We start from the raw sequence: 26,486 nt of genomic DNA, 5'->3' as shown, positions 1-26,486 counted from the left end.
CTCTCGCGGCCCATCCTAGTTCGCCGGCCCTCAGTTCGCCCCGCCCGGAGGCAGCAGGAGTGCGACCGATTCGACGTGGTGCGTCATGGGGTAGAGGTCGAACGCCCTCAGGCTCCCGAGCATCCAGCCGGCGTCCCGGAACCAGCCGAGGTCCCGCGCGAACGAGGCCGGGTCGCACGCGACGTAGGCGATCGCCTTCGGCTCGGCCGCGACCAGCTGCCGCACCGCCTCCCGGCCCGCTCCGGCCCTGGGCGGATCGAGGACGACGGCGTCGAACGCCCCCGGCCCGCCGTGGCTGCGCAGCACCCGCTCCACCCGGCCCTGGACGACGGCGACCTCGGGCTGCCGCTTGAACGTGCGGCGCGCGTCGCGGCTCGTCCCCGGCGACCCTTCGACCGAGAGCACATAGCCGCCGGGGCCCACCGCGGCGGCCAGGGGCGCCGTGAAGAGGCCCGCGCCGGCATAGAGGTCGGCGACCTGCCCGCCGGACGCCAGCACGCCGTCGAGCGCGCCGAGGACGGCCGTGACGAGCGTCTCAGGGGCCCGGCGGTGGATCTGCCAGAAGCCCTCTCCCGTGACGGTGTAGTGGTGGCCGAGGACGTGCTCGGTGACGGATCCACGGCCCCGCACGGTGAGCGGCGAGCGTGCGGCACCGGGTCCTAGGGCGGCGGAGCCGACCGCGCTGGCCGACACGGAAGGGTCGAGACCGTCCAGGATCTCCGTGAGCCGCGCGGGCGCGACGCCGTCTGCAAGGGTGAACACGACCAGCGGCGCCGTGCCCGACGCCGGCGCCGCGACCTCGACGCGTTCGACGCCGCGCAGGTCCAGCTCCCAGAGGCGGAGCGCATTGATCTCATCCGTCGCGAGCGGCATCCCGGTGACCGGGATGAGCTCCTCCGACCGGTGCGCGTGCATGGCGAGCCGCCCCTCGGGCGTGACGGCGAAGCTGCAGCGCGTGCGCCAGGCCAGCCCGCCGCCGTCGTCCGCCGCACCCGGTCGGAGCGGCACCGGCTCGACCACTATGTCCCGCTCGAGGTGGGCGAGCCGCTCGAGCTGCTCGCGGATGACGGCGACCTTGAGGCGCCGCTGCTCGTCGAGGGCAATGTGGCCGAACTCCGCCCCGCCCACGGGAAGCCGGCCCTCGGCGTGGGCGCGCAGCGAGTCGGCGAGGTCCCAGACGTGCTCCCGCCGGTGGGGGGACGCCTCGAGGACCTCGACGACGTCCCCGCGCCAGAACTTGGCGCCCTCCTCGGCATCGGTGAGGGCCACGCGCGCGAGCTCCCCGGGGATTCCGTGGCGCACGAACACCACCCTCCCCTCGTGCCGTGCGACGACGTGCCCTCCATGGGCAACGGGTCCCAGCCGCAGCTCGATGACACGCTCCTGCCGTGCTGTCTCGGTCACACTCACAGCTCCTGCAGCCTCCTGGCTTCCTCGCTCGACTTCAGCTGCCATGGAACGGACGCCACCATGACCCCGGGCTCGAAGTGCAGCCGCGCCTTGATCCGGAGCGCCGTCTGGTTGTGCACGAGCTGCTCCCACCACTTCCCCACCACGTACTCCGGGATGTAGACGACGATGAGGTCCCGCGGCGACTCGCGGTGGATGTTGCGGATGTAGTCCATGAGCGGGGTGATCGTCTCGCGGTAGGGGCTCGCGAGGACGGTCAGCGGGACGGGGATCCCCAGCTTCTCCCAGTCGGCCACGGTCTGGGCCGTCTCCTCGGCGCTGATGTCCACGGTGACTGCATCCAGGCGCGAGGGCCGCGACGCGCGGGCGTAGGCGAGGGCACGGAGCACTGGCTTGCGGATGTGCGAGACGAGGAGGACGGCGTGGACGCGGCTGGGGAGCGCACGGGCCGACACGTCGTCGCCGACGGCGAGCTCCCTCGCGACGTTCGCGTAGTGGGCGTGGATGCTCCACATGATCAGGAACAGCGCGAACATCGCCAGTAGCGCGATCCAGGCCCCGTGCTCGAACTTGGTGATGAGGACGATCACGAGCACCGTGGCCGTCATCGCGAAGCCGATCGTGTTGATCACGCGCGACCGCTGCATCCGCACGCGGACCCCGCGGTCCTTGACCCGCTTGAGCTCGCGCGTCCAGTGCCGGATCATGCCGAGCTGGCTCGCGGTGAAGGAGACGAACACTCCCACGATGTACAGCTGGATGAGCCGCGTCACATCGGCGTCGAACGCGACGATGAGGATGATCGCGCCGGCCGCGAGCGCCAGCACGCCGTTGCTGAAGGCAAGACGGTCGCCGCGGGTGCGCAGCTGCCGCGGGAGGTACCCGTCCTGGGCCAGGATCGAGCCGAGCACCGGGAAGCCGTTGAAGGCCGTGTTGGAGGCGAAGACGAGGATCACGCCCGTCGCCGCGACGACGATGTAGAACGCGATGCTGCCGGCCCCGAAGACCGAGTCGGCGATCTGGCCGATCACGGGAGTCTGGATGTAGTCGGCGGCGAGCGGCCTGCCGTCCTGGAGCAGCTCTGTGGCGGGATCCTGCACGACGTGGACGCGGGTCGCGTTGGCCAGGAAGATGATGCCGGCCAGCATGGACGCGGCGACGGCACCGAGCATGAGGAGGGTCGTCGCGGCGTTCCTGCTCTTGGGCGGGCGGAAGTTCGGCACGCCGTTGCTGATCGCCTCGACGCCGGTGAGCGCCGCGGCGCCCGAGGAGAACGCGCGCAGGAGCAGGAACCCGCCGGCCAGGCCCACGAGCCCCTGGTCGAACTCGGGCACCGGCACGATCGTGAAGTCGGCGCTCTGGGAGGGCCGCAGGGTGCCCGTGAGCCACTGGACGATCCCCACGGCCGTCATGCCCAGGATCGAGATCATGAAGAGGTAGGTCGGAACGGCGAACACCGTGCCGGCTTCCCTGATGCCGCGCAGGTTCACGAGCGCGAGGACCAGGACACCCACGACGGCGATGATCGCCTGGGTGCCGTGCAGGGACGGGATCGCGGTGGTCAGGTAGGTCGCTGCGGAGGACATCGACACCGCGACGGTGAGCACGTAGTCCACGAGGAGCGCGCTCGCGACGGTCAGCCCCGCGAACCGGCCCAGGTTCTCGGTGGCGATCTCGTAGTCGCCGCCCCCGGACGGGTAGGCGTGGACGTTCTGCCGGTACGACGCAACGACCGTCAGCAGCACGAGCATGACGGCGAGCCCCACCCACGGGGACAGCGCGACGGCGGAGACTCCTGCGAGGGCGAGGGTGAGGAAGATCTCGTCCGGCGCATAGGCGACCGAGGAGAGCGCGTCGGAGGCGAAGATGGGCAGCGCGATGCGCTTCGGCAGGAGGGTGTGCGAGAGCCGGTCGTTGCGCAGCGCGCGGCCGACGATCACGCGCTTGACCGAGTTGAGAATCGTCAGCACCCTGACACGTTATGCGCAAAGGGCCGCGGATGTCATGGCGCGGTAGATTTGGCAGCATGGCGCACTACGTGATCATGGGCTGCGGGCGCGTCGGCGTCACGCTCGCCCACACGCTCGAGGACTCCGGGCACTCCGTCGCGATCATCGACCAGGACGACCGGGCCTTCCGGCGGCTGCGCCGAACGTTTGCGGGCCGCAAGGTCACGGGCATCGGCTTCGACCGGGACACGATGAAGCAGGCCGGCATCGAGGAGGCGTACGCCTTCGCCGCCGTCTCGAGCGGCGACAACTCGAACATCCTCGCCACCCGCGTGGCCCGCGAGACGTTCCACGTCCCCCACGTCGTCGCGCGCATCTACGACCCGGGCCGGGCCGAGATCTACCAGCGCCTCGGGATCCCCACCGTGGCCGCGGTGCGCTGGAGCGCCGACCAGGTCCTGCGCCGCATCCTCCCGGAGTCGGGGGTCTCCGGAGACTTCCGCGAGCCCTCCGGCCGCCTGGTGCTGACCGAGGTGGACCTCGCGCCCGAATGGCTCGGGCACCCGCTCTCGGCGATCGAGAGGGCGGCCCGCGTCCGGGTCGCCTACCTCACGCGCTTCGGCGAGGGCATGCTGCCCACGCCGACCACCAGCTACCAGGAGGGCGACACGGTCCACGTCATGATGAACATGGCGGATGCCGCAGAGGTGACCCGCGCCCTGTCCATGGCCCCCGTGAAGGAGTCGTAAGTGAAGGTCATCATCGCCGGCGCGGGCAGCGTCGGCAGCTCGATCGCACGGGAGCTCCTCGCGCACCGCCACGAGGTCCTCCTCGTCGACCCGAAGCCCGAGGTGATCGGCCGCAGCGGGCTGAGGGGGGCCAAGTGGCTCATCGGCGACGCGTGCGAGCTGTCGACCCTGAAGGAGGCGCGCGTCGACGAGGCCGACGTCGTGGTCTCGGCGACCGGCGACGACAAGGTCAATCTCGTCGTCTCGCTCCTGGCCAAGACGGAGTTCGGGGTGGGCCGCACAGTGGGCCGTGTGAACAATCCGAAGAACGACTGGATGTTCGACGGCTCGTGGGGTGTGGACGTCGCGGTCAACACGCCGCGGCTCATGACCGCGCTCGTCGAGGAGGCGGTGGAGATCGGCGACGTCGTGCGCCTCCTCACGCTCCAGACCGGCGTCTCTTCCCTCGTCGAGTTCACCGTCCCGGGCGGGTCGGCCATCATCGGCAGCACGGTCGGGCAGATCGACTGGCCGTCGGACTGCACCCTCGTGGCCATCCTGCGCGACCAGGCGCCGATCGCGCCGAGCATCGACGACGTGATCGACCACCGCGACGAGCTCTTCTTCCTCACCACGATCCAGGCGGAGGACGAGCTCCGGGCGCTGCTCGCGCCCGCCGCCGATGCCCCGGTCCGTGGCCGAGAAGCCGAGGAGACGGCCGACGAGGACGACGCCTTCGACGGGTGAGTGCGCCTACCGCCCCGGGATCGGCCGCGACACGAGCCAGGCCACCCACACGCCGAGCGCGTACAGGGGGACGCCCATGAGGAGCCGCGTGGTGCCGAGGGCGACCAGACCGGCGTCGCCCATGAAGTAGAGCGGGACCTGGACCACGAGCCGCAGGGCGAGGACGGCCGCCATGATCCACGTGGCGAGGCGGTACTGGCGGGCCCGGACGGGGTCGTCCCGCCACCGGACGCCCTCGTTGCGCAGGAAGCCGAAGACGACCCCCATGAGCGGCCACCTGAGGGCCATCGACAGCACGAGCGCGGCCGCGTATCCCGCGTTCGTGAAGAACCCGGTGACGTAGAAGTCCTCGGGGCGCCCGGTGAACAGCGCGAGCGCCGCCGAGACGGCGATGCCGACCACGCCCGCGAACGCCTGGGTGGGACGCGTGCGTCCCACGAGCCGCACGACGACGAAGACGGCCGCCACCGCGAGGGCCAGCACGGCCGAGAGCACGAGGTCACGGGCAACCGTGAACGCCACGAGGAACACGAGGCCCGGCAGGATGCTCTCGGCGAGGCCCCGGGCGCCCCCCGCGCTGCGGAGGACGTCGATCCGGCCGTCGTCATGGCGGTGCAGGCCGGCCTGCGCCGCGTAGGCCGCGGCAAGGTCCGCGGCGCTGGGCGCCTGCGGGCGGGGGTCCGGCCTCTGCGGGCGGTCGTCGTCGGCTGCGCTCACCGTCAGTCCTCCTGGGCCAGGATCTCGTAGCGGGGGTTGTAGACGGTCGGCATGGCGTTCTCGTGGGAGAGCATCCCTGAGAACCGCAGGCGCGTCCCGGCGGCGATGCCGCTGATCCGTCGCCTGCCCAGCCAGATCAGGCGGAGCGCACGGCCGTGGCCGGGGCGATGGCGGTCGTCTTCGAGCATGGCGGTCAGCCGCGGCGTGGCGTCCGCGGGGACGAACGTGAGCGACCTCACGGTGCCCTCCCCGGCCACGAGCCCCCTATGCGGCGCGTCGCCGAAGTCCTCGAGCCAGCGCGGCCCGGCGCCGTCAGCCAAGATGGGTGATCTCCGGGCCGCGCTCCGGGGCCTGCGGAACCGAGGTCCCTGCTGCGCCGCCGTCGTTCGGCGAGGCGTCGGCCGGGATCCGCAGCGGCAGGAGCTCGCGGGGCGGGAGCGGGGACTCGCCGCGGTCGACCACGACGTGGCGGAACAGCTCCTCGAGCGGGGCTGCGGCCTCGCGGTTCTCGGCAGCCGGACCGCCGATCACGCCGCGCAGGAACCAGCGGGGGCCGTCGACCCCCATGAAGCGGGCGGCCCGGTACGACCGGCTCCCGCCCGACGCGTCCGCGGGCAGCCGCGCGAGCAGCTCGGTGCCGAACGAGCCCTCGGCCTCCTCGACGGTGCCACCCTGGCTGGCCACCGACTGGGCGATCTGCGCCCTGATCTCCCCCCACAGCCCCTCGGACCGGGGGGCCGCGAAGGCCTGGAGCTGGAGGCTCGAGCCGTTGAGGTCCATGGTCACGGCCACCACCCGCTGGGTCGCCTCCTCGAGTTCGAGGCGCAGCTGGAGCCCGTCGGCCGGACGGACCAGGATCGAGCCGAGGTCGACATAGCCGGAGTCCGTGTCGGCCTCGCTCGCATCGAACGGGCCCTTCTGCGACCTGCCGTAGCCGCTCTTGTCCGGCTCGGCACGGCGGTCCTTGGGCTGGCCAAGCACCGAGGGGTCCTCGGCCGTCAGCTTGGTGTTCTTGCCACGTCCGAACAGCGCCACTCAATACTCCTTAGTCATGCCGGCCCCTGCGGGGTCAGGGCCGGCCCCCATCGCGTCCCTCGTGCAGGGCGCGCCTAGATGGCCGCGAACCCGCCGGTCGAGCCGAAGCCCCCTTCGCCGCGCACGGACGCGGACAGGTCGTCGACAGGGACGAACCGCGCGTGCTCGACGCGCTGGATCACCATTTGGGCAATTCTATCGCCGCGCCGCAGCGCCACCGGTGCGGCGAGGTCGGTGTTGAGCAGGGTCACGGCGATCTCGCCCCGGTATCCGGCGTCGACCGTCCCGGGGGCGTTGACGACGGTGAGGCCGTGCCTCGTCGCGAGGCCCGAGCGCGGGTGGATGAGCGCGACGTAGCCGAACGGGAGCGCGATGCTGACCCCTGTCGGGACGAGCGCGCGCTCACCCGGGCCGAGAGTGACGTCCACCCGGGCACGGAGGTCTGCGCCCGCATCGCCGGGGTGGGCGTACGTCGGCGGCTCGAGCCCGTCGTCGAGCATCCTCAGCTGGACGTCGAGGGTCGGCTCCCAGACGGGGTCCTGGACGGTCGGCGTGGTTTCGTGCACCTGGCTCACCCGTCCACTCTAGCGGGGCACCGGTTTGGCCGCCGCGGCGCCCGGGTGGAAAGCTGGATCCATGCCTGACGCCACCACCCCCGCCCCGGGCGGCCGCCCGAGCCCTGCCGACACCGTCCTCTACAGGGAGCGGCTGTGGCCGGCGTGGTGGGTCTGGGTCGTGGCCCTGGGCGTGTCCGCAGCGGGAATCCTCGTCTTCGCCCCGATCAGCCTCGCCGCCGGCTTCACCGCGGCCGCGATCCTGCTTGCAGTCCTCGTGGCCGCGCTCATCGCCACGACCCCGGCCATCACCGTGACAGCGGAGGCGTTCACGGCGGGGCGGGCCTCACTCCCCCGGCAGTTCGCCGGGTCAGCGGAGGCGTTCGACGGCGACGACGCGACCGCCCAGCGCGGGCCGGCGCTCAACGCCCTCGCCTACCTCTGCATCCGCGGGTGGATCTCCCCCGTCGTCAGGGTCGAGCTCACAGACCCGGAAGACCCCACTCCGTACTGGCTGGTCTCGACCCGCCACCCGGACAGGCTTGTCGCCGCCCTCACGGCCTGACGCGCGCTGCTGGCGGGAGGCGCGGCCTGCAGCAGACGCGGTATGCATTGGACGCGGTCCGGAGACAGGAGCGGCCCCGGTGCTTAGCACCGGGGCCGCTCTGTCCGGCAGGGGGCGGTCCCTGCGCAGTGTCAGCCTTCGCATTCCTTGCAGTACAGCAGCCCGTTCCGTTCCCTCGCAATCTGGGAGCGGTGGCGGACCAGGAAGCACGAGGCACACGTGAATTCGTCTGCCTGTGCCGGCAGCACGCGCACGAGGAGCTCCTCGCCGGAGAGATCGGCACCCGGGAGCTCGTAGCTGTCCGCGGCCTCCGCCTCGTCCTCGTCCACCGATGCAGACTGCTTGTCGGTGCGGCGGGTCTTCAGCTCCTCGATCGAATCCTCGTTGAGCTCTTCCTCGTTCTTGCGCGGCGCATCGTAGTCGGTCGCCATAGTTCTTCGTTCACGCTCCGGTAGCTAGCAATGTCACGTGGCATTCCACGTAGTTCCGTTCCAACGCACTCGGCCCCCGTTTTGTGCCCAGTGACGGGGAGATTGTTCCCGATGTCGGCCCAAAACGCCACTCCGCTCCGGAACATTCCCGATCGCGACTCCTCGCGGGCCGAGCCCCCCGGTGCCGGACAGCGCGCGCCGGAGGCGCCAGAGCGCCGGAAATTCGCGGCACACCGGCTACCTACCCTCGGAATCACGTGGCAGGATGGCACAGTTCTTCTCAAGGACTGAGCAAGGGTGGAGGCTTCAATGCGGGACCTGGCGCACGGGAATGTGCAGGAGCTGCGGCTCGTCGGCGTCCACGAGGACGGCGCGCACCTCATATTGAGCGGCGCGAACGGGGAGACCTTCCGGCTCTCCCTCGACGAGGCCCTGCGCCGCGCCGTCTCGCGTCCCGCACCCCAGCGGCCCCTGCGCGCGGGCGGAGAGGGCACGGACCTCTCGCCGCGCCAGATCCAGGCAGAGATCCGCGCCGGCGCGACCGCCGAGGAGGTCGCCGAGCGCTCAGGCGTCCCGCTGGCCCGCGTCCAGCGCTACGAGGGGCCCGTGCTGGCGGAGCGGGAGCACATCGTGCGCCGCGCCCAGGCGGTTGAGGTCCCGGGGCATCTGCCCTCCCACGACACCCTGCGCGGCCCAGCCGCCTACGAACCGGCAACGCTCGGGGAGATGGTGGCCTACCGGCTCTCGCTCCACGGGGTCGACGCCGCCCAGGCCGAGTGGGACTCGTGGCGCCGTCCCGACGGCCAGTGGACGGTGGTGGCCCGCTTCGCCCTGCCCGCGGGGGCGCCCGCCTCGATCGGCGAGGAGCCCCCCGCACTGTGGACCTACCATCCCGTCCACCGGACGATCACGAACGCGAACCGCTGGGCACAGCAGCTCAGCGAGCTGGAGCCGCTCGATGGCCCCTCCCCGCGCCGCAGGCTGTCCGCGGTCTCCGACCACCCCTTCGACGTCGAGGCCCCCGAATCGCCGCGGGCCGAGCCGGCCCTGGACCGCGAGGGAGAGCTCCTGGACATGCTCCGCGCCCGACGCGGCCAGCGGCTCGGCGTGGATGAAGACGCCGACGATGCCCTCGCCCTGCTCCTCACGCACGGCATCCCAGCGGCCCATCCGCGGCCGTCCGAGGTGAGGGACGCCGGCGAGGGTGAGAGCGCCGGGGACGGCGCCGGCCTCGCCCACGCTGCGGCTCCGGAGGAGGAGGCAGCGTCCGGTGCCGGCCAGACACCGCAGCCCGCGACACCCGAGCCCCCGGAGCCCGCCCCGGTCCAGCGGGGCGGCATCACGTCGCTGCTCTCGCGGCTCAACGGCCGCGCGCCGGAGGACGACCAGGGGCACCTCGGCCTCCGGCCCGGGCTGAGCACCGCCACGCGCGAGATCACACTCGTCCCCACCGCGCCGCCCCGGGGCAACGGCACCCCGGAGCCTGGTGAGCCCGAGGGCAGCGCGCCCGATGCGGAGGACGGCCCAGTCAGCACCCGCTCGCCCGGCCGCGACGAGCCTGCCCGTCGGACGGAGCCCCCGATGCGCCCGGCGCCCCCGGGCCGCCCCGAACCTCCGAGGCCTTCGGATGCCGGCCGATCGGGCCCCGCCGAGCGTCCCGCGCCCGCGGGCAGCGCGGGTGCCCCTCCCCCGGAGCCGCAGCCGCGCAGGTCGTCGCGGCCCAAGCGGTCCTCGGTCCCCAGCTGGGACGAGATCGTCTTCGGGACCAAGGGCGACTGACGCCGGCCCACTGATGTCCAGCCACCGAGGCGCCTAGTCGCCGAAGGGCAGGAGCTGCTCCGCCTCCCCCAGGAGGTTCGCGTCCGTCGCCGTCCGGCCCGCCATGTAGTGCCGCCGGCACAGAGTCTCGTACCCGACAGCGCCCTGGTCACCGGCCTCGGCAGGCGCAGGTCCGCGACCGGCGATGTCGGCGACGACGACCTGCTCCCCGGTCAGGACCATCCGCCCGTCCACGGTGCGCGCATTGTGCGTCGCCCGCCGCCCACACCAGCACAGCGTCGGGACCTGGAGCGTCTCGACGCGGTCCGCGAGCTCGACGAGCCTGCGCGACCCCTCGAACAGCCGCGCCCGGAAGTCCGTGCCGATCCCGAACGCGTACACGTCGACCTCGAGCTCGTCCACGACCCGTGCGAGCTCCTCGACCTGGGCCGCGGTGTAGAACTGGGCCTCGTCGCAGATGAGGTAGTCGACCTCGGCCGCATGCGTGCGCCGCCGCACCACCTCGTCCCAGAAGCTCGTCGCCGCTGCGACCTCGATGGCGGGGGTGCGCAGCCCGAGCCGACTCGAGATGACCGCCTCGCCCGAGCGGTCCCGGCTCGTGAAGAGGAGTCCCCGGCGGCCGCCCGCACGGTGGTTGTAGTCCATCTGGAGGGCCAGGGTCGACTTGCCGCTGTCCATCGTGCCCGTGAAGAAGACGAGCTCAGCCACGGCGCCTCCGCTTCGACGTGAGCGGACCGCGCGCGCGGAACGCCACGAGCGGCACCTGGCGCTCGGCCTTCGTCCACGACCCGTGCTGGCCGACCATGTCGAAGGCCTGAGGCCGCACGCGGCGGCCGTCGAAGAGCGCGATGTCGCCGTGCGCGGCCACGATCACGTCGCCGATCCTGGGCAGCACCGTCTCGGACACCTCGCCGAAGAGGCCGTGTCCCACCGCCTCGTCGCGGGTGAGCACCCACGCCTGGCTCCCGAAGCGTTCCTGCCACCGCCCCACGACCGCCGCGCGGGCGGCGTCGTCCGTCCCGTCCTCGAGGTGGAGGTGCACCATGCGTGGCTCCCCGGCGGTGTGCCGGACCCCCGCCGTGAGCTCCGGCTCGGCACCGAAGTCGACCCGGCGCGGCGCGGCGATGTCCACCATGCCGTGGTCTCCCACGACGAGCACGAGGGCGCCCGCGGGCAGCTGGGCGTCGAGGCGCCGCACGCACGAGTCCACCTCCTCGAGGGCGACCTCCCATTCGGGAGAGGCGCAGCCGAACTGGTGGCCCGCCTTGTCGAGCTCGTTGAGGTAGAAGTAGGCCAGCATGCGGGGGTGGCGCGCCATGGCCCCGGCGGCCGCCGTCGTGCGCTCGTGGAGGCTGCCGGCGCCGATGAACTCGCCGCCGCGCAGCGCGGCGCGCGTCATGGCCGAGCCCTCGAACTGCGGCAGGCTCACGGTCGCGACGTGGATGTCGGGGTGGAGCCGCTCGAACACGGTGGGGAAGGGCTGCCAGCGGTCCGGGTCGACCTCCGGGTCCCAGCCGTTGAGCTGGTTGACCACGCGGTCGAGATGCGGGGCGAGCACGTCGTACCCGACCATGCCGTGCTGGCCCGGCGGGACGCCGGTGCCGAGGCTCGCGAGGGAGGCAGCCGTGGTGGAGGGGAAGGCCGCGTCGAGCGCTGCGGGGATGGAGCCCTGCCCCGCGGCCAGCTTCTCGCGCAGGAACGGGGTGTGCGCGGCCTTGCGCGTCAGGAGGGCCCGTCCCAGCCCGTCCACCATGACGAGGCAGATCTGGGGCACGCCGGGCAGGCCGAGGACGTTGTCGAAGCCCTCGGCGCCGAGCGCGGCGGCACAGCTGGGCAGGAGGTCGGCGATGGAGCGGGAGCCGTAGGCGGGAGGCGGCGGGAGCGGTGTTCCGGCCATCTACCGGCCACCGTGGCCGCGCAGGCCCCGAGGGGAGAACGGGGAGGCGAGCCGCGGGCGGCCCACGGGAGCGGGGGGCGTGCCGGTGTTGACGGCGCGCAGGAGCCGCGCGAACTCCCTGGCGTCGTCCACGGCGCGCGGCCCGTCCGCCTCGGCGCTGATCCGCAGGACGAGGTCCTCCTGGGCGATCGTGCCGGTGTAGCCGTGGTCGGCCTCGCACTGGGGGTCGCCGCACCCGGCGGGCACGAGGTCCACTCGCTGGCCGCCGCTCCAGGCGATCGCAAGGGTCACCTCGCGCACCGGGTCCCCGGGAGCGTACTCGGCGGGCTGGGCGTAGACGTAGGAGAGCACGACGGTGGCGATCTGCGAGACCGGAACGGACTCGGTGGAGACCTGCGCGGACATGCGGTGCCCCGCGTCGTCGAGGGGGGCCTCGTCGACATGGGTCACGACGAGCATGTCGTCGGTGAGGACCAGCACCGTCACGTGGCGGCGGACCTCGGAGCGCTCGAAGTGGGTCTCGAGGTGGGTCAGGTGGGACAGCGGAACCCTGCCGCCGAGGGCGTCCTCGACGACGTCGCCGACGAGGCGCGGGTAGAACCCCGTCCTCTCGAGGGCAGACGTGAGGGTCTCCCCCGGGGTTCCGCGGAACTGCTGGCCTGCGGGACCACCGGACGCGTTGTGGGTCATGGGCGACATTCTCCCAGACGCCTCCGGGGCTTCCCAAAACCGCCCGCCGTCTCCCCCTCCGGCGCACGACGGCGCGGGCTACTGCGCGATCATGGCCCGCCGCGCGCTGTCCATGCGCCGCGCGGCGTTCCCGACCCAGACCTCCGCCGAGAGCACCGTGAGCCCAGCCTCGCTCACGACGACGGGCTTGAGCTCGAGCAGCGACACTTCCGGGTGCCGGTCCTTGAGCAGGGACACGCGGCCCACGAGGTCCTCGACGGCCGCGACGTCGAGGGCGGGGAGGCCCTCGTGGCCGAACAGCTTCACGGCGGCGCGGGGCGAACGGACGATCTCGCGGATGTCCCCGCTGGTGAGCGGCGTGATGCGGTGCGCCCAGTCCTCGAGGAGGGACACGGCGTCCCCCGCGAGGCCGAACGAGAGCACCGGCCCCAGCAGCGGGTCCTCGATTGCGCGCACCACGCAGGCCTGGCCCACTGGCGCCATCCGCTGGATCTCGAAGTGGCCGCCGCCGTACGGCGCGAGCGACTGGCCCATCTGGGCGAACGCGGCGCGCAGCGCGTCCGCGTCGGTGATGTCGAGGCGCACCGCCCCGAGGTCGAGCCGGTGCCTGAGGTTCGCGGCGGCGGACTTGATGGCGACCGGCCAGCCGAGGGCGTCGGCGGCCGCGACCGCCTCGTCCGCGCTCGTGACGGGGCGGGCGGCCAGCACGGGGATGCCGTAGCACCCGAGGAGGCGCGCGGCGTCGTCCGCCTCGAGGCGCACGAGCTCCGTCCCCTCGACCCCGGCGAGCCGGGCCTCGATGAGCGCGTCCGCGGCGTCGTCGTCGTGCTCCGCCTCGAAGGGGGCGCCGGGGTCCCGGGCGAGCCACTCGGTGTAGCGGACGACGGCGGCGAGCGCCGCGACGGCCTCCCCCGCACTCGAGTAGCTGGGGACCTGGGGCGCGCCGAGCGGGGCGTCCGCGGCACCGGTCGGGGCGGGCAGGAGGCCGGCGGTGTCCACGCGACGGTCCAGCACACCGGGGAAGGCCGCGACGACCGTGGTCCCCGAGCTCTCCGCCGCCTCGGCGAGCGTCGCGGCGACCTGCGGCACGCGGAGCCCCTGGACGGGGAGGATCGCCACGACGACGGCGTGCACGTCCTCGCGGGCGGCGAGTGCCACGAGCCGGCGCTTGAGCGCTGGCAGGGCCAGCGAGAGCCCCTGGGCCAGGTCGAGGTCGCCCTCGGAGGCGACGACGCGCAGCCCGTCGGCCTCGGCACCGTCGGCCACGACACGCGCCAGGGCAAGCGAGTTGGACAGCACCGCGACGTTCGGGCCCGCCGGGAGGGTGCCCACGGCGATCTGGGCGACGTCGACGAGCTGCTCGACCGTGCTCACACGGATGACGCCGGCCTGGCGCAGCATCGCGTCGAGGGCTCCGGGCGGCGCCTGGGTCGTGCGGACCGAATGCCCCGGCGGCAGACGCAGGCCCGTCACCTCGCTCTTGGCCACGATGACCGGCTTGCTGCGGGCGAGGCGCCGGGCGATCCGGGAGAACTTGCGCGGATTGCCGAACGACTCGAGGTAGAGGCCCACCGCACCCGTGGCGACATCGTCCTCCCAGTACTGCATGAGGTCGTTGCCGGAGACGTCGGCGCGGTTGCCCGCGGAGACGATCGAGGAGAAGCCGAGGAACCGCCGGTCCGCGGCCGCGTAGAGGGCGACCCCGATCGAGGCCGACTGGCTGAACAGCCCGAGGCTGCCCTGGCGCGGAAGGTGGGGGGCGAGGGAGGCGTTGAGCCGCACGTCCGGGTCGGTGTTGGCGATCCCGAGGGACTCGGGACCCACCACGCGCATTCCCTGCGAGCGGGCGTGCCGGACGATCTCGCGCTGCGCGGCGAGGCCCTCCTCCGCGCGCTCGGCGAAGCCGCCCGAGGCGATCACGACTCCCTTCACGCCCGCGGCCCCGCACTGCGCGACGACGTCGGGGACTTCCCCGTACGGCACGGCGATGACCGCGACGTCGACCGGGTCCGGCACTTCGGCGATCGTCCCGTAGGCCATCATCCCGCCCAGCTCGAGCGCCTCCGGGTTGACGGCGTGCACGCGCCCGGCGAACCCTCCCTCGACCACGTGCTCGAGGAGCTGGTAGCCCAGGGTCCCCCACGTGCGGCTGGCCCCGATCACCGCAATGGACGACGGCGCGAGGAGGCCGAGCACGCTGCGCGCCTCGGCGCGGTGCTCGCGGGATTCCATGACCGCGCGCGACTTCTCGGTCGGGTCGATCTCGAACTCGACGCTGACGACGCCTTCGTCGAAGTGCCGGTTCAGGGCGTACCCGGCCTCCGCGAACACCGTGAGCATCTTGCGGTTCTCGGGCAGGACCTCGGCGGTGAAGCGGCGGATGTGGTTCTCGCGGGCGGCGGCGGCGAGGTGCTCGAGCAGGATCGAGCCGAGGCCGCGTCCCTGGTGGCGGTCGGAGATGTTGAAGGCCACCTCGGCTTCGGCCGGGTCCGAGAGCCTGTCGTACCGTCCCACGCCGATGATCTCGTCGCCGACCGTGATGACGAGGGCCACGCGGTCGCGGTGGTCGACCTCGGTGAAGCGCTTGAGCTCTGCGGCGGTCAGGCGGGCCTTGTAGCTGAAGAAGCGGAGGTAGATCGACCCCTCGGACTGGTGCACGTGGAAGTCCTGGAGCGCCTCGGCGTCCTCGGGCCTGATGGGGCGGAGATGGGCCGTGCCGCCGTCCCGGAGCACCACGTCGGCCTCCCAGTGGTGCGGATATGCTCCGTTCAGGGGAACGACGCTGTGCAGAGGAAATCCGGTGTCAGAGCCCTGGTCCGCCATAGGCTTAGCCTAGTTCAGGCCCGTCTCAGCAGAAGCGAAGGATCCACCCAGTCTTGGCACGTCGACAATCTCCCCGCTCCACCGGTGCGGACACTCTCCCCGAACCCGATGACTTCGCGGAGAACATCACCGACATCGATGTCGCCGAGGAGATGGAGACCTCCTTCCTGGAGTACGCCTACTCCGTGATCTACTCCCGGGCCCTCCCGGACGCCCGCGACGGCCTCAAGCCCGTCCAGCGCCGCATCCTCTACATGATGAGCGAGATGGGCCTGCGCCCGGACCGCGGGCATGTGAAGAGCGCCCGGGTGGTGGGCGAGGTCATGGGCAAGCTGCACCCGCACGGCGACGCCGCGATCTACGACGCCATGGTGCGGCTCGCGCAGGACTTCGCGCTCCGGCTGCCGCTCATCGACGGCCACGGGAACTTCGGCTCGCTCGACGACGGCCCCGCGGCCGCGCGGTACACCGAGGCACGGATGGCCGCGGCGTCGCTCGCGCTCACGGACAGCCTGGACGAGGACGTCGTCGACTTCGTCCCGAACTACGACAACCAGCTCACCCAGCCGGAGGTCCTTCCGGCCGCGTTCCCGAATCTCCTCGTCAACGGGACGACGGGCATCGCGGTCGGGATGGCGACCAACATGGTGCCGCACAACCTCACCGAGGTCGTCGCCGCGGCCCAGCTCGTGATCGCGAACCCGGACGCCACCCTCGAGGAGGTCATGGAGATCGTCCCCGGGCCGGACCTGCCCTCGGGCGGCCGCATCGTGGGGCTGGACGGCATCCGGGACGCCTACCGGACCGGGCGCGGCTCGTTCAAGACGCGCGCCAAGGTCACGGTCGAGCAGGTCTCCGCCCGACGCACCGGCCTGGTCGTGACGGAGCTGCCCTACATGGTGGGCCCGGAGAAGGTCATCGAGAAGATCAAGGATGCCGTGGGCTCGAAGAAGCTCGCCGGCATCTCGGACGTCACCGACCTCACGGACCGCAAGCACGGGCTGCGGCTCGTCATCGAGGTCAAGAACGGCTTCAACCCCCAGGCCGTGCTCGCGCAGCTGTACCGCTACACGCCCCTCGAGGACTCCTTCGGCATCAACAACGTCACGCTGGTCGACGGCCAGCCGCAGACCCTCGGCCTGCTGGGGCTGCTGCGCGTGTACGTGGACCACCGGCTCTCGGTGGTGCGTCGCCGCACCGCGTTCCGCCTCGGGAAGCGGAAGGACCGCCTGCACCTGGTCGAGGGCCTCCTCGTCGCGATCATGGACATCGACGAGGTCATCCAGATCATCCGCACCTCGGACGAGGCGTCGGCGGCGCGCGAGCGGCTCATGTCGATCTACGACCTGACCGAGGTCCAGGCCAACTACATCCTCGAGCTGCGCCTGCGCCAGCTGACCAAGTACTCGCGGATCGAGCTCGAGAAGGAGCAGGACGAGCTCCGCCGGGAGATCGCCGAGCTGGAAGCCATCCTGGGCTCCGACACGCTCCTGCGCCAGGTCGTCTCGGACGAGCTCGGGGAGGTCGCCGCCAAGTACGGCACGCCGCGCCGCACCGTCCTCCTCGAGAAGGAGGACGACACCCCCAAGGGCTCCGCCGCCGCCCTGCCGGCTCCGAAGGGGAAGGCCGCACCGCTCGCCCTCGAGATCGCGGACGAGCCCTGCTGGGCCATCCTGTCCGCCTCCGGCCTCATCGCGCGGACCGCGCACGCCGAGCCGCTCGCCGAGTCGGGGCCACGCGTCCGGCACGACGTGTTCCGCTCCGTGGTGCGCACGACGGCGCGCGGCGAGCTCGGTGCCGTGACGTCCACCGGCCGCATGCTGCGACTGCAGGCGGTGGACCTCCCGCTCCTCGAGCCCTCATCCGGCCTGCCCAACATGGCCGGCGGCGTCGCGGCCAAGGAGTTCATGACTCTCGCCAAGGACGAGTCCTTGGTGGCCCTCGTGCCGCTCGACACCGTCATCGCCCTCGGCACCGCCCAGGGCGTCGTCAAGCGGGTGACCCCGGAGTACCCGCTCAACCGCGAAGACTGGGACGGGATCGCGCTCAAGGACGGGGACAGGGTCATCGGCGCGGCTCCGGCGGCGGACGAGGACACGCTGGTCTTCGTCACCACCCAGGGGCAGCTGCTGCGGTACCTCGCCTCGTCGGTGCGGCCACAGGGCCGGGCCGCAGGCGGCATGGCGGGCGTCAAGCTCGCAGCCGGCGACTCGGCGGTCTTCTTCGGCGTCGTCGCTGCTCCCGACGCCGGCGACGGCTCGGGAGAGGGCGGCGGCGGGAGCGCCGTCGTCGTCACGATCGCCGGAAGCGGCTCCGCGCTGCCCGGGACGTCCCCGGGAACGGCGAAGGTCACTCCCTTCGACGAGTACCCGGCCAAGGGTCGCGCCACCGGCGGGGTCCGGTCCCACCGCTTCCTCAAGGGCGAGGACCGGCTCGTGCTGGCGTGGGTGGGCCCTGGTCCGGCCAAGGCCTCGTCGTCCGCCGGCGTGGCCCGCTCCCTGCCGAGCGAGCACGGCCGCCGCGACGGCTCCGGCGTGCCGCTCGCGCAGTCCGTGGACGAGGTCGGCCCGAGCTTCGCCTGACCCGTCTCGGGTACGCGAAACTCGCCCCACCGCCATCTCGGGTACGCGAATTTCGCCGCAGGACCATCTCGGGTATGCGAAACTCGCCCCTGAAGCGTCACGGGTACGCCAGTTCCGCCCATGAAGCGTCTCGGGTACGCACGACGGCGCGGGGGCGGCGTGCGCACGGCGCGTCGCCGACGTCGTGCGTACCCGAGACTCAGGCAGGTGGCCCTGGGGAGCCAGTGCCCGTGGGCCGGGGCTAGACTGCGGCCATGGCGATCACCCCTGACACGAAGGACTGGACCTGGGTGCTCGAGCGGCCCTGCCCGGAGTGCGGCTTCGACCCGGACGAGCTGACGCCCCAGGACGTCGCAGGACGCCTCGACGCGGCGCTTCCCCGCTGGGACACGGCGCTGCGGCGGGCGGACGTGCGCGACCGGCCGAACGAGTCGACGTGGTCGCCCCTCGAGTACGGCTGCCATGTACGAGACGTGTTCGGGCTCTTCCGGACCAGGCTGGGGCTCATGCTCGCCGAGGACGGCGCGCGGTTCGCGGACTGGGACCAGGACGCGACAGCCCTCGAGAAGGACTACGCGGCCTCTGACCCGGACTCGGTGCGGGCCGAGCTCGCCGAGGAGGGTGCACTGGCCCGCGACGCGTTCGGCGCCGTGCCCCAGGACGCCTTCGCGCGCCGGGGGCTGCGCAGCAACGGGAGCGAGTTCACGGTGGTGACGCTCGCCCGGTACTTCCTGCACGACGTCGAGCACCACCTCCACGACGTCGCCGGCTGACCGCCACCCCCGCCGACGCCACCCCCTCTGACGCCGACGCCACCCCGTCTGAGTGCGACGTCACCCCTGGCTCCGCCCCACCCGCAGGATGTGACCCTCAGGACGTGACCCCCAGAGGGACGGCACCTAGCTGCACGAGACGGTCGCCGGGCATGAGCTCGGTCGCGTGATGGCTGACCATGATCACGGTCCGGTCGGACAGCGCCTCGTGGAGCGCGGCGACCAGCTCGAGCCCTGACTCGGGGTCGAGGTGCGCGGTGGGCTCGTCGAGGAGCACAACCCGCGCCCCGGCCAGGAGCGTCCGTGCGACCGCGAGCCGCTGACGCTGGCCGCCCGAGAGGAACGAGCCCCGGCTGCCGATGCGCGCATCGAGCCCCCCGGGAAGCGACCTGACGTGCTCGAGCAGCCCGACCCGGCCCAGGACGTCCTCGATCTCCGCGTCCGACGGCGCGTGGTCGCGGTCCCGCGCGACGGCAAGGTTCCCCCGCACCGTCGAGTCGAACAGGTGGGACTCCTGCGGGCACCAGGCAACCGCGCCCTCGATCCGGACCGTCCCGGCGCGCGGAGCCAGGAACCCGGTGAGGAGCGCGAGCATCGTGGACTTGCCGCTGCCCGAGGGCCCTGCCACGACCACCCAGTCCCCCGCGTGCGCCTCGAGGTCGACTCCCGTGAGGATGTCCGGTCCTCCGGGCCAGCCGAGTGTGACGCCGTCGAGCCGCACACTGCCGGCGCCCTGGTCGCAGGTGTCCGTCTTGGCCCGCCCCGGAATCCGCTCGCGCCCCTGCTCCGCCCCGTCCTGCTCCGCCGCGATGCCCGCGAGCGCCGACCGGAGGGCGGGCAGCTGCTGCACGGCCGTGCTCGCGGCGGCGAGGGGCTCCACGAGGGCCAGCTGCAGCAGGAGGACGGCGGCCGCCGTCGTGCCTGCCGCTCCGGCGGCCTGGGCAGTTGCGAGGGTGAGGGCGGCCGCGACCCCCAATGCGGCGATGACGATGGCCTGCGCCAGCCCCTCAGCCGCGGCGCCGCGGCGTTCGAGCCGGGTGAGGCCGGCGTCCTGCGCGCGCAGCCGCGCCAGCACCGTGGCCGAGCGCGCGTTGCCCTGCAGGTCCCCCGCGGCGGCGAGCGCCTGGCCGATCCGGGCGAGGAACCGCGCACGGCCCGTCTGGACGCGCATGGCCGCCCGACAGTCCGCGACCAGCGCGACGGCGGGTGCGACGAGGAGCGCCACGGCGAGCCCTGCGGCCAGGACGGGCAGGTGGCCCGGGAGCAGTGCGCCGACGGCGACGAGCGCTCCGAGGGCGACCAGCGCCGCGGTGGCGATCGGGTGGAGGACGCGCGGGAGCTGGTCCCTCACCGCCTCGACGTCCCCGACGAGGGCCTCGAGCGCCGCACCGGGCACGAGGAGCCGCCGCGCCGCGAGGCCACGGGAGGCCAGGAGGCCCCAGAGCCGGTCGCGCAGGAGTGACAGCGTCGAGAGGACGGCCGAGTGCAGCGCGAGCCGCTCGCAGTACCGCAGCACGGCGCGGCCGATCCCGAAGAACCGCACCCCCACGATCGCCGTCAGGAGGTACAGGATCGGAGGCTGCTCGCTCGCCCGCACGATGAGCCACCCGGAGAGCGCGGACAGCGCGACGCCGGCGGCCGCCGTCCCGAGGCCTGCAAGCGCGGCGAGGACGTACCGGCCGGCATCGGGCCGCACGAGGCCCGCGAGGACACGCACCCAGGCTGCGCGCGGGGCCTGGGCGCGCACCGGTGTGCGCCGGGCCGGGGCGGCGGTGTCCGGGATGTCCGCCCGGAACCGCTCGGAGGGGACGCCGCCGGATGGTGCGAGCTCCACGACGTGGTCGGCGAGCGCGGCTGTGCCCGGCTCGTGGGAGACGAGGACGACGGTGGCGCGGCCCTTCAGGGACGCCAGGGCCGACTCGACGAGCGCGGCGGACCGCTCGTCGAGGTGCGCGGTCGGCTCGTCGAGCAGGACCGCGTCGGCGCCGTCGGCGACCCGCGCGAGTCCCCGCGCCACCGCCACCCGGCGCTGCTGTCCGGGGCTGAGCTCGGCGGGGTCGGCGTCTGCGAGGCCGGACAGGCCCAGCTGGGCGAGGAGACGAGCGGGCAGTCCCGGGTCTCGGCGGGCGGCCTCGCCCGCGTAGAGCCCGAGCTCGGCGGCCACGCTCGGCTCGGTGAACTGGGGGTGCTGCGGGACCCACGCGATCCCGGCGCCCGTCCCGCGGACGCTGCCGGCGACAGCCGCGCCCGCGCCGTCGCGGACGAGGCCCGCCATCACGCCGAGCACTGTCGTCTTCCCGCTGCCGCTCGGCCCGGCGAGCAGGGTCACCGCGCCGGCGGGCGCGGTGAAGGAGACGCGCCCGACGGCGTCGAGCGCGGCGCCGTCGTACCTCACCCCGAGCGCGTCGACGGTGATCTCGGCCGGGGTGCCACCCGGGGCGTCACCCGCGGCATCGCGATCGCCGGTGACCACGGACGCGCCGCGGGCAGCGGCGATGCGCTCGCGGGCGCGGCGCAGCGCCTCCGCCCCGTCCTCGCTCGCGTGGTGGGCGGCGCCGAGGTCGCGCAGGGGCTGGAAGCATTCGGGCGCGAGGATGAGCGCGACGAGCCCTGCCTCGAGCGGCATGGAACCGTCCACGAGGCGGACGCCGATGAACACCGCGACCACCGCAACGGAGATCGTCGAGATGAGCTCGAGCGCCATGGCGGACAGGAACGCGATCCTGAGCGTGGCCATGGTGCGCCCCTTGTAGGCAGACGACAGCCCGACGAGCGCCTCACGCTGCTGCGCGGCCCGGCCGAGCCCGACCAGGACCGGCAGGCCCTGGGCCAGCTCCACGAGGTGCGAGCCGAGACGCAGGAGCGACTGCTGGGCGTCGGCTACCCTCTCCAGCGTGTGCCGTCCGATGAGGACCATGAACAGGGGCACGAGCGGGAGGGTCAGTGCCACGATGAGCGCGCTCACCCAGTCTGCGCCCAGGATCCGGGCGCCGAGGAGCAGCGGGACGGCCGCGCTCTGGACGACCGCGGGCAGGTACTGGGTGTACATCGAGTCGAGGGCGTCGAGCCCGCGGCCGGCGAGCACGGCGGTCGCGGCGGCCGACGACGCGACGCGCGCCTCGCCATCGTGCTCGCCGCCCCCGCTGTTGACGGCGAGCCCGGCCTCGATGAGCTCACCGCGGAGCTCCTCCTTGACCCCGACGGCAGCCCAGCGGCCCACCGCCGCAGCTCCCCACTGTGCTGCCGCGCGGATCAGGATGCCCGCGGCGGCCAGCCCCGTGGCGCCGGTGAGTCCAACGCCGCCGGCGCCCCCTGCCGCGATCGCGGCGAGGCCTGCCGCGATCCCCTGGGCCATGAGCACCAGGCCTGCGGCCTTGGCCACCGCGAGGACGCCGAGGAGGGCGAGGGCCCGCCGTGTCGCGGGGCCGAGGGGGATGTCGGGCTTCATGGGCTACTTCCCGGCCGGCTGGCCGCTCACGAGGCGGGACACCGTCGCCGGGATGACCGAATGTGCGGTCGGGATGCTGCCCACGCTCAGGCGCCGGCGGAACACCCAGTATGTCCACGTCTGGTACGCGAGGACGAGCGGGAGCCCGATGAGCGCGACGAAGGTCATGAGTCCGAGCGTGTAGTCGGACGACGACGCGCTGGTCACCGTGAGGCTGTAGGCCGAGTCGAGGGTGGAGGGCAGCACGACGGGGTACACCGCGGAGAAGAGGGCGGCTGCGCCCGTGGCGAGGAACGCCGAGAGGGCGATGAAGGCACGCCCCTCCGACCCGGCCCGGCCGAGCGCCCAGGCGACGAGCGCCGCTGCCGCGGCGACGGCCGTGAGGGCCCAGCTCCACCACTCGCCGGTGTGCAGCTGGACGGCGAGGACCCACGCCACGAGGGGCAGGATGGCGAGCGGCAGCCAGCGGACGAAGGCTGCGTGGGCTCGGGCCCGGATCCCGCCGTCCGTCTTGAGGGCGAGAAACGCGAGGCCGTGGACGAGGGCGAAGCCGACGACGGCGGCCCCGCCGAGGAGCGCGTACCCGTTGAGCCAGGCGAAGGGGCCTCCCACCCGGTCGCCGTTCGCGTTGAGCGGCAGGCCCGTGGTGGTGAGGGCGAGCATCGCGCCGACACAGAACGCGGCGACGCCGGAACCGAGTGCGAGCGCCCAGTCCCAGGCGCTGCGCCAGCGGTCGGAGTGGACCTTGCCGCGGTACTCGATGGCGACGGCGCGGAAGATGAGCGCGACGAGGGCGAGGGTGAGCGGGAGGTAGAGCGCCGAGAACAGGGAGGCGTACCAGAGGGGGAACGCGGCGAACGTTGCCCCGCCCGCGGTGAGGAGCCACACCTCGTTGCCGTCCCACACGGGCCCGATCGTGTTCAGCAGGACGCGGCGCTCCGCCTCGCCGCGGGCGAAGAGCTTCATGTGCATGCCGACGCCGAGGTCGAAGCCCTCGAGGAAGAGGTAGCCGACCCAGAGGACGGCGACGGCGCAGAACCAGACAGTGGGAAGGGTTTCCATGGTGCGCGCTCCTAGTAGGCGAAGGCCAGGACGTCGTCGGCGGCCTTGCCGCCCGGGTGGGACTCGTCGTCGTGCGTCCCGTGATCCGCCCCGTGGGCGAGCTCAGGCATCGCGGAGGCGACGCCGCCGCGCGTGTAGGTCCACAGGAGGCGGACCTCGACCACCATGAGCGCCGCATAGATGAGCGTCAGGACGATGAGGGAGGTCAGGATCTCCCCCGCGCTCACCCCGGGCGAGACGGCCGCGGCGGTGAACATGAAGACCTGGTCCACGCTTCCGGCCATGGCCGGGTTCGGGGCGACGACGAAGGGCTGACGGCCCATCTCGGTGAAGATCCAGCCTGCCGCGTTGGCTCCGAACGGGGCGAGGATCCCGACGACGGCGAGCCGCATGAGCCAGCGCGACTGCGGGACCGTCCCCTTGCGGGTCAGCCAGAGGGCGACGGCGGCGGCCGCCGCGGCGAGCCCGCCGAAGCCGATCATCGCCCGGAAGCCCCAGTAGGTGACCTCCATGACGGGGACGTACTGGACGTCGCGGCCGGCGCGGTCGCCATACAGGGGGTTGTCGGGCAGGTTCGTGCCGTAGGCCTGCTCGTACTCGGGGATGAGCGTGTTGACGCCCTTGACCTCGGTGGTGAAGTCGCCCTTGGCCAGGAAGGACAGGAGCCCGGGGACTTCCATGACGGCCACGACGTCGTCGCAGTTGCGCGAGCCGACGTTGCCGACCGACAGGATCGAGAAGCCCGTGCCGTCGTGGCACGCGGCCTCAGCGGCGGCCATCTTCATGGGCTGCTGCTCGAACATGAGCTTGCCCTGGAGGTCGCCCGTGATGGCTGTGCCCGCGAAGGAGATCATCGCCACGACGGCGCCGATCCGCAGGGACTTCAGCCACACGGCGTGGTCGGTGCGGTCGCGGCCGGGCACGCCGGGTGCCTCGCCGACGACGACGCGCTCCTTGCCGCGGGCCTTGCCCCTCTTGGCTGTGCCGTCCACGACGGCGACCGTGTCGATTCCGTCGTGCCGCCGCTGCCACAGGTGGTACCAGGCGATGCCGAGCAGGAAGGCCCCGGCCACGCCGAGCGCTCCCATGACGGTGTGCGGGAATGCGACGAGCGCCGTGTTGTTGGTGAAGACGGCCCATGCGTCAGTCATGACGGGGCGGCCGTCGACCACGGTGACGCCGACCGGGTGCTGCATCCAGCTGTTGGCCACGATGATGAAGTAGGCGGAGACGACCGAGCCGATCACGGCACACCACAGCGCCGTGAGGTGCAGGGCCGGGCGCAGCTGCTTCCAGCCGAAGATCCACAGGCCCAGGAAGGTGGACTCGACGAAGAACGCGAGCAGGGCCTCCATGGCCAGGGGGGCTCCGAAGACATCGCCGACGAACCGGCTGTACTCGCTCCAGGCCATGCCGAACTGGAACTCCTGGACGATGCCGGTGGCCACGCCCATGATGAAGTTGATGAGGAAGAGCTTCCCCCAGAACTTGGTCATCCTGAGGAACTCCACCTTGCCCGTGCGGTGCCAGACGGTCTGCAGGATGGCGACCACGAGGCCGAGCCCGATGGTGAGGGGAACCATCATGAAGTGGTAGACCGTGGTGATCCCGAACTGCCAGCGTGCTATCTCGAGTGCGTCCACGCATGCTCCCGGTTGCTTGTGCGGGATCTTCTACTCCGCGTAGAAGATCTGACTTCTACAAAGTGTAGAACATTCGTGGACACCCCCACGGCCTCACGAACGCCCTGAGCGAACAGCGCGGCACAGCGCGACAGAATTGTTCTACCTCACGTAGAATGAACGTGGGTGTACGAACCCCCGCACCGCGCCAGTCGGGCGCAGTGCCGGTGTACGCAAAGGACTCTCGACACGATGGCAAGCCTGGGTGAACTCGAGCGCTCGGTCATGGACCTCCTGTGGTCCGCACCGGAAGCGGCCACCGCCAATGATCTGCGCGACCGTCTGGCACAGAACGGGCAGGAGGCCAAGGACCTGGCCGTCACCACCGTCCTGACCGTGCTGTCCCGTCTGGAGAAGAAAGGGCTGGTCGAGCGCGAGCGCGGGACCCGTCCCCACCGCTACCACGCCGTCTCGACCCGCGAGGACCACACCGCGCGCCTGATGCACGAGGCCCTCGGCACCGCGCCGGACCGCGAGGCCGTCCTGGCCCGGTTCATCGGCTCCGTCACCGAGGCAGAGGCCGCGACGCTGCGCAGGCTCCTGGCGCGCGGCTGAGCCGCAGCGGGGCACGCGCGTGCTCGTGACCGCCTACCTGCTGGCGCTGCTGGCACTGCTGCTCGCGTGGCCGGTGCCGGTGGCGCTCTCACGTGCGCGCTGGACCTCCCGCTCCCCCTTCGCCGCCATGGTCCTCTGGCAGGCCATCGCGCTCGCCGGTGGGCTGTCGATGATCGGGGCGATGCTCGTCTACGGGCTCGAGCCCCTCGGCGGCACTCTCGTCGGGGCCCTGTGCCGGGCCGCGACCATCGTGCTGGGCAATGAGTCTGCGGACGAACTGCACTTCTGGCACCTCTTCGCCCTCAGCGCGGCCGCGCTCCTGACGGTCCATCTCCTCTTCACCCTGCTGCTGACCTACGCCCGCATCGTGAGCCAGCGCCGCCGCCACCGCGATCTGCTCTCGCTGCTGAGCTCCCCCTCCGGCGCCCTCGAGCGCACCTGGGTGATCAACCATCCAGCGCCCGTCGCCTACTGCCTCCCCGGCGGCTCCAGGTCCGTGACCGTCCTCTCGGACAGCCTCATGGAGACCCTCGCGCCCGAGGAGCTCGCCGCCGTCGTGCGCCACGAGAAGGCGCACCTCACCCAGAGGCACCACCTGCTCCTGTGGGCGTTCGAGGCCTGGCGCGCGGCACTCCCCTGGCTGCCCACGAGCCGGCTCGCACGGCAGGCCGTCAACTCCCTCGTCGAGATGCTGGCCGACGACGTCGCGCGTCGCTCGACGCCGGACGACGTCCTCGTGCGCGCGATCGCGCTCGTCGCCGTCGGCGGGGAGACCGCCCCGGACGTCGTGGCGGGCGACGACGGCGGCTCGCGGGCGGGCGGCGCGCCTGCAGGGCTGGTCCCCGACCGGGGGGATCCGGACGACGCCGGCATCGCAGCCCGCCTCAGCCGCCTCCTCACGCCCAGGCCTCCGCTGGGGAGGGGAGCCACCGCCGTCGTCCTCGCCGCGGCCCTGATGCTCCTCGCCGTCCCCACCGCGCTCCTCATCGCGCCAGGGCTGTTCTAGCGAGGGCTGTTCTAGCGAGGGCTGTGCTGGCCGAAGGGGCTCCCGGCCTGCCC

Annotated in this window: 22 protein-coding genes; 8 read left to right on the top strand and 14 right to left on the bottom strand. The window is 72.7% G+C overall.

Annotated elements, in window-relative coordinates:
- Window positions 1-30: 30 nt before the first annotated feature.
- Together ACQ5BE_RS00745 and ACQ5BE_RS00740 are read right to left on the bottom strand one after the other, a co-directional pair.
- The gene (locus ACQ5BE_RS00745; protein ID WP_430295067.1) at window positions 31-1,410 is read right to left on the bottom strand and encodes a class I SAM-dependent RNA methyltransferase; all 1,380 of its coding nucleotides are present in this window, start codon (window positions 1,408-1,410) and stop codon (window positions 31-33) included.
- The gene (locus tag ACQ5BE_RS00740; protein WP_430295066.1) at window positions 1,407-3,380 is read right to left on the bottom strand and encodes an APC family permease; all 1,974 of its coding nucleotides are present in this window, start codon (window positions 3,378-3,380) and stop codon (window positions 1,407-1,409) included. Before ACQ5BE_RS00740 ends, ACQ5BE_RS00745 begins: the two co-directional genes overlap by 4 nt.
- Window positions 3,381-3,436: 56 nt before the next feature.
- Between ACQ5BE_RS00740 and ACQ5BE_RS00735 the strand changes: the two genes are divergently transcribed.
- Window positions 3,437-4,108, top strand: coding sequence for a potassium channel family protein (locus tag ACQ5BE_RS00735; RefSeq protein WP_430295064.1), 672 nt, complete (start codon window positions 3,437-3,439; stop codon window positions 4,106-4,108).
- Window positions 4,109-4,834 carry a potassium channel family protein gene (locus tag ACQ5BE_RS00730; protein WP_413250726.1) on the top strand — a complete coding sequence of 242 codons (726 nt, stop codon included), beginning with the start codon at window positions 4,109-4,111 and terminating at the stop codon, window positions 4,832-4,834.
- A gap of 6 nt (window positions 4,835-4,840) precedes the next feature.
- On the opposite strand, the gene ACQ5BE_RS00725 is transcribed toward ACQ5BE_RS00730, so the two are convergent.
- The 4 genes from ACQ5BE_RS00725 to dut form a co-directional block, all read right to left on the bottom strand.
- Entirely contained in the window at window positions 4,841-5,557 is a 717-nt protein-coding gene (locus ACQ5BE_RS00725; protein WP_430295737.1) for a DUF3159 domain-containing protein, read from the bottom strand.
- Window positions 5,554-5,871 carry an OB-fold nucleic acid binding domain-containing protein gene (locus ACQ5BE_RS00720; RefSeq protein ID WP_430295063.1) on the bottom strand — a complete coding sequence of 106 codons (318 nt, stop codon included), beginning with the start codon at window positions 5,869-5,871 and terminating at the stop codon, window positions 5,554-5,556. Before ACQ5BE_RS00720 ends, ACQ5BE_RS00725 begins: the two co-directional genes overlap by 4 nt.
- Complete coding sequence (locus tag ACQ5BE_RS00715) at window positions 5,864-6,586, bottom strand: DUF3710 domain-containing protein (protein ID WP_430295062.1); 723 nt, start codon at window positions 6,584-6,586, stop codon at window positions 5,864-5,866. Before ACQ5BE_RS00715 ends, ACQ5BE_RS00720 begins: the two co-directional genes overlap by 8 nt.
- Window positions 6,587-6,660: 74 nt before the next feature.
- Window positions 6,661-7,161: a dUTP diphosphatase gene (gene dut, locus ACQ5BE_RS00710; RefSeq protein WP_430295061.1), complete on the bottom strand. Its 501-nt coding sequence runs from the start codon at window positions 7,159-7,161 to the stop codon at window positions 6,661-6,663.
- Between the two features lie 61 nt (window positions 7,162-7,222).
- On the opposite strand from dut, the gene ACQ5BE_RS00705 reads away from it, so the two are divergent.
- The gene (locus ACQ5BE_RS00705; protein WP_430295060.1) at window positions 7,223-7,705 is read left to right on the top strand and encodes a DUF3093 domain-containing protein; all 483 of its coding nucleotides are present in this window, start codon (window positions 7,223-7,225) and stop codon (window positions 7,703-7,705) included.
- Between the two features lie 131 nt (window positions 7,706-7,836).
- Here the strand turns inward: ACQ5BE_RS00705 and ACQ5BE_RS00700 are convergent, their stop codons facing one another.
- On the bottom strand, window positions 7,837-8,136 hold the full coding sequence (locus tag ACQ5BE_RS00700) for a DUF4193 domain-containing protein (protein ID WP_208712396.1): 300 nt from the start codon (window positions 8,134-8,136) through the stop codon (window positions 7,837-7,839).
- Between the two features lie 309 nt (window positions 8,137-8,445).
- Here ACQ5BE_RS00700 and sepH point away from each other — a divergent pair, with 309 nt between their 5' ends.
- Window positions 8,446-9,915, top strand: a complete 1,470-nt coding sequence (gene sepH / locus ACQ5BE_RS00695) for a septation protein SepH (protein ID WP_430295059.1) — start codon at window positions 8,446-8,448, stop codon at window positions 9,913-9,915.
- A gap of 33 nt (window positions 9,916-9,948) precedes the next feature.
- On the opposite strand, the gene ACQ5BE_RS00690 is transcribed toward sepH, so the two are convergent.
- From ACQ5BE_RS00690 to ACQ5BE_RS00675, 4 genes are all read right to left on the bottom strand, one after another.
- Window positions 9,949-10,623: a thymidine kinase gene (locus ACQ5BE_RS00690; RefSeq protein WP_430295058.1), complete on the bottom strand. Its 675-nt coding sequence runs from the start codon at window positions 10,621-10,623 to the stop codon at window positions 9,949-9,951.
- Entirely contained in the window at window positions 10,616-11,812 is a 1,197-nt protein-coding gene (locus tag ACQ5BE_RS00685; protein ID WP_430295057.1) for an alkaline phosphatase family protein, read from the bottom strand. The genes ACQ5BE_RS00690 and ACQ5BE_RS00685 overlap by 8 nt, the downstream gene beginning before the upstream one ends.
- Window positions 11,813-12,502, bottom strand: coding sequence for a DUF5998 family protein (locus ACQ5BE_RS00680; RefSeq protein ID WP_208712393.1), 690 nt, complete (start codon window positions 12,500-12,502; stop codon window positions 11,813-11,815).
- 78 nt (window positions 12,503-12,580) lie between these two features.
- Complete coding sequence (locus tag ACQ5BE_RS00675; protein ID WP_430295056.1) at window positions 12,581-15,325, bottom strand: GNAT family N-acetyltransferase; 2,745 nt, start codon at window positions 15,323-15,325, stop codon at window positions 12,581-12,583.
- 53 nt (window positions 15,326-15,378) lie between these two features.
- Here ACQ5BE_RS00675 and ACQ5BE_RS00670 point away from each other — a divergent pair, with 53 nt between their 5' ends.
- Window positions 15,379-17,907, top strand: coding sequence for a DNA gyrase/topoisomerase IV subunit A (locus ACQ5BE_RS00670; protein WP_430295055.1), 2,529 nt, complete (start codon window positions 15,379-15,381; stop codon window positions 17,905-17,907).
- 254 nt (window positions 17,908-18,161) lie between these two features.
- A complete protein-coding gene (locus ACQ5BE_RS00665; RefSeq protein ID WP_430295053.1) occupies window positions 18,162-18,680 on the top strand; it encodes a DinB family protein in 519 nt (172 codons plus the stop codon).
- Window positions 18,681-18,777: 97 nt separating this feature from the next.
- Here ACQ5BE_RS00665 and cydC read toward each other — a convergent pair whose 3' ends face one another.
- The 3 genes from cydC to ACQ5BE_RS00650 are packed head-to-tail and all read right to left on the bottom strand — an operon-like array spanning window position 18,778 to window position 24,833.
- Complete coding sequence (cydC, locus tag ACQ5BE_RS00660) at window positions 18,778-22,128, bottom strand: thiol reductant ABC exporter subunit CydC (RefSeq protein WP_430295052.1); 3,351 nt, start codon at window positions 22,126-22,128, stop codon at window positions 18,778-18,780.
- Window positions 22,129-22,131: 3 nt separating this feature from the next.
- A complete protein-coding gene (cydB, locus tag ACQ5BE_RS00655; RefSeq protein ID WP_430295051.1) occupies window positions 22,132-23,190 on the bottom strand; it encodes a cytochrome d ubiquinol oxidase subunit II in 1,059 nt (352 codons plus the stop codon).
- Between the two features lie 11 nt (window positions 23,191-23,201).
- Window positions 23,202-24,833 carry a cytochrome ubiquinol oxidase subunit I gene (locus ACQ5BE_RS00650; protein ID WP_430295050.1) on the bottom strand — a complete coding sequence of 544 codons (1,632 nt, stop codon included), beginning with the start codon at window positions 24,831-24,833 and terminating at the stop codon, window positions 23,202-23,204.
- A gap of 231 nt (window positions 24,834-25,064) precedes the next feature.
- On the opposite strand from ACQ5BE_RS00650, the gene ACQ5BE_RS00645 reads away from it, so the two are divergent.
- Together ACQ5BE_RS00645 and ACQ5BE_RS00640 are read left to right on the top strand one after the other, a co-directional pair.
- Window positions 25,065-25,427 carry a BlaI/MecI/CopY family transcriptional regulator gene (locus tag ACQ5BE_RS00645; RefSeq protein WP_208712387.1) on the top strand — a complete coding sequence of 121 codons (363 nt, stop codon included), beginning with the start codon at window positions 25,065-25,067 and terminating at the stop codon, window positions 25,425-25,427.
- A 19-nt stretch (window positions 25,428-25,446) separates the two neighbouring features.
- Window positions 25,447-26,433, top strand: coding sequence for a M56 family metallopeptidase (locus ACQ5BE_RS00640; protein ID WP_430295049.1), 987 nt, complete (start codon window positions 25,447-25,449; stop codon window positions 26,431-26,433).
- Window positions 26,434-26,486: the final 53 nt, after the last annotated feature.

Origin of the sequence: Sinomonas sp. B1-1, assembly GCF_050474465.1 — a bacterium.
GTDB lineage: Bacteria > Actinomycetota > Actinomycetes > Actinomycetales > Micrococcaceae > Sinomonas > Sinomonas flava.
The sequence above is the reverse complement of the archived record's forward strand: the minus strand, read 5'-3'. Positions and strand labels throughout refer to the sequence as shown.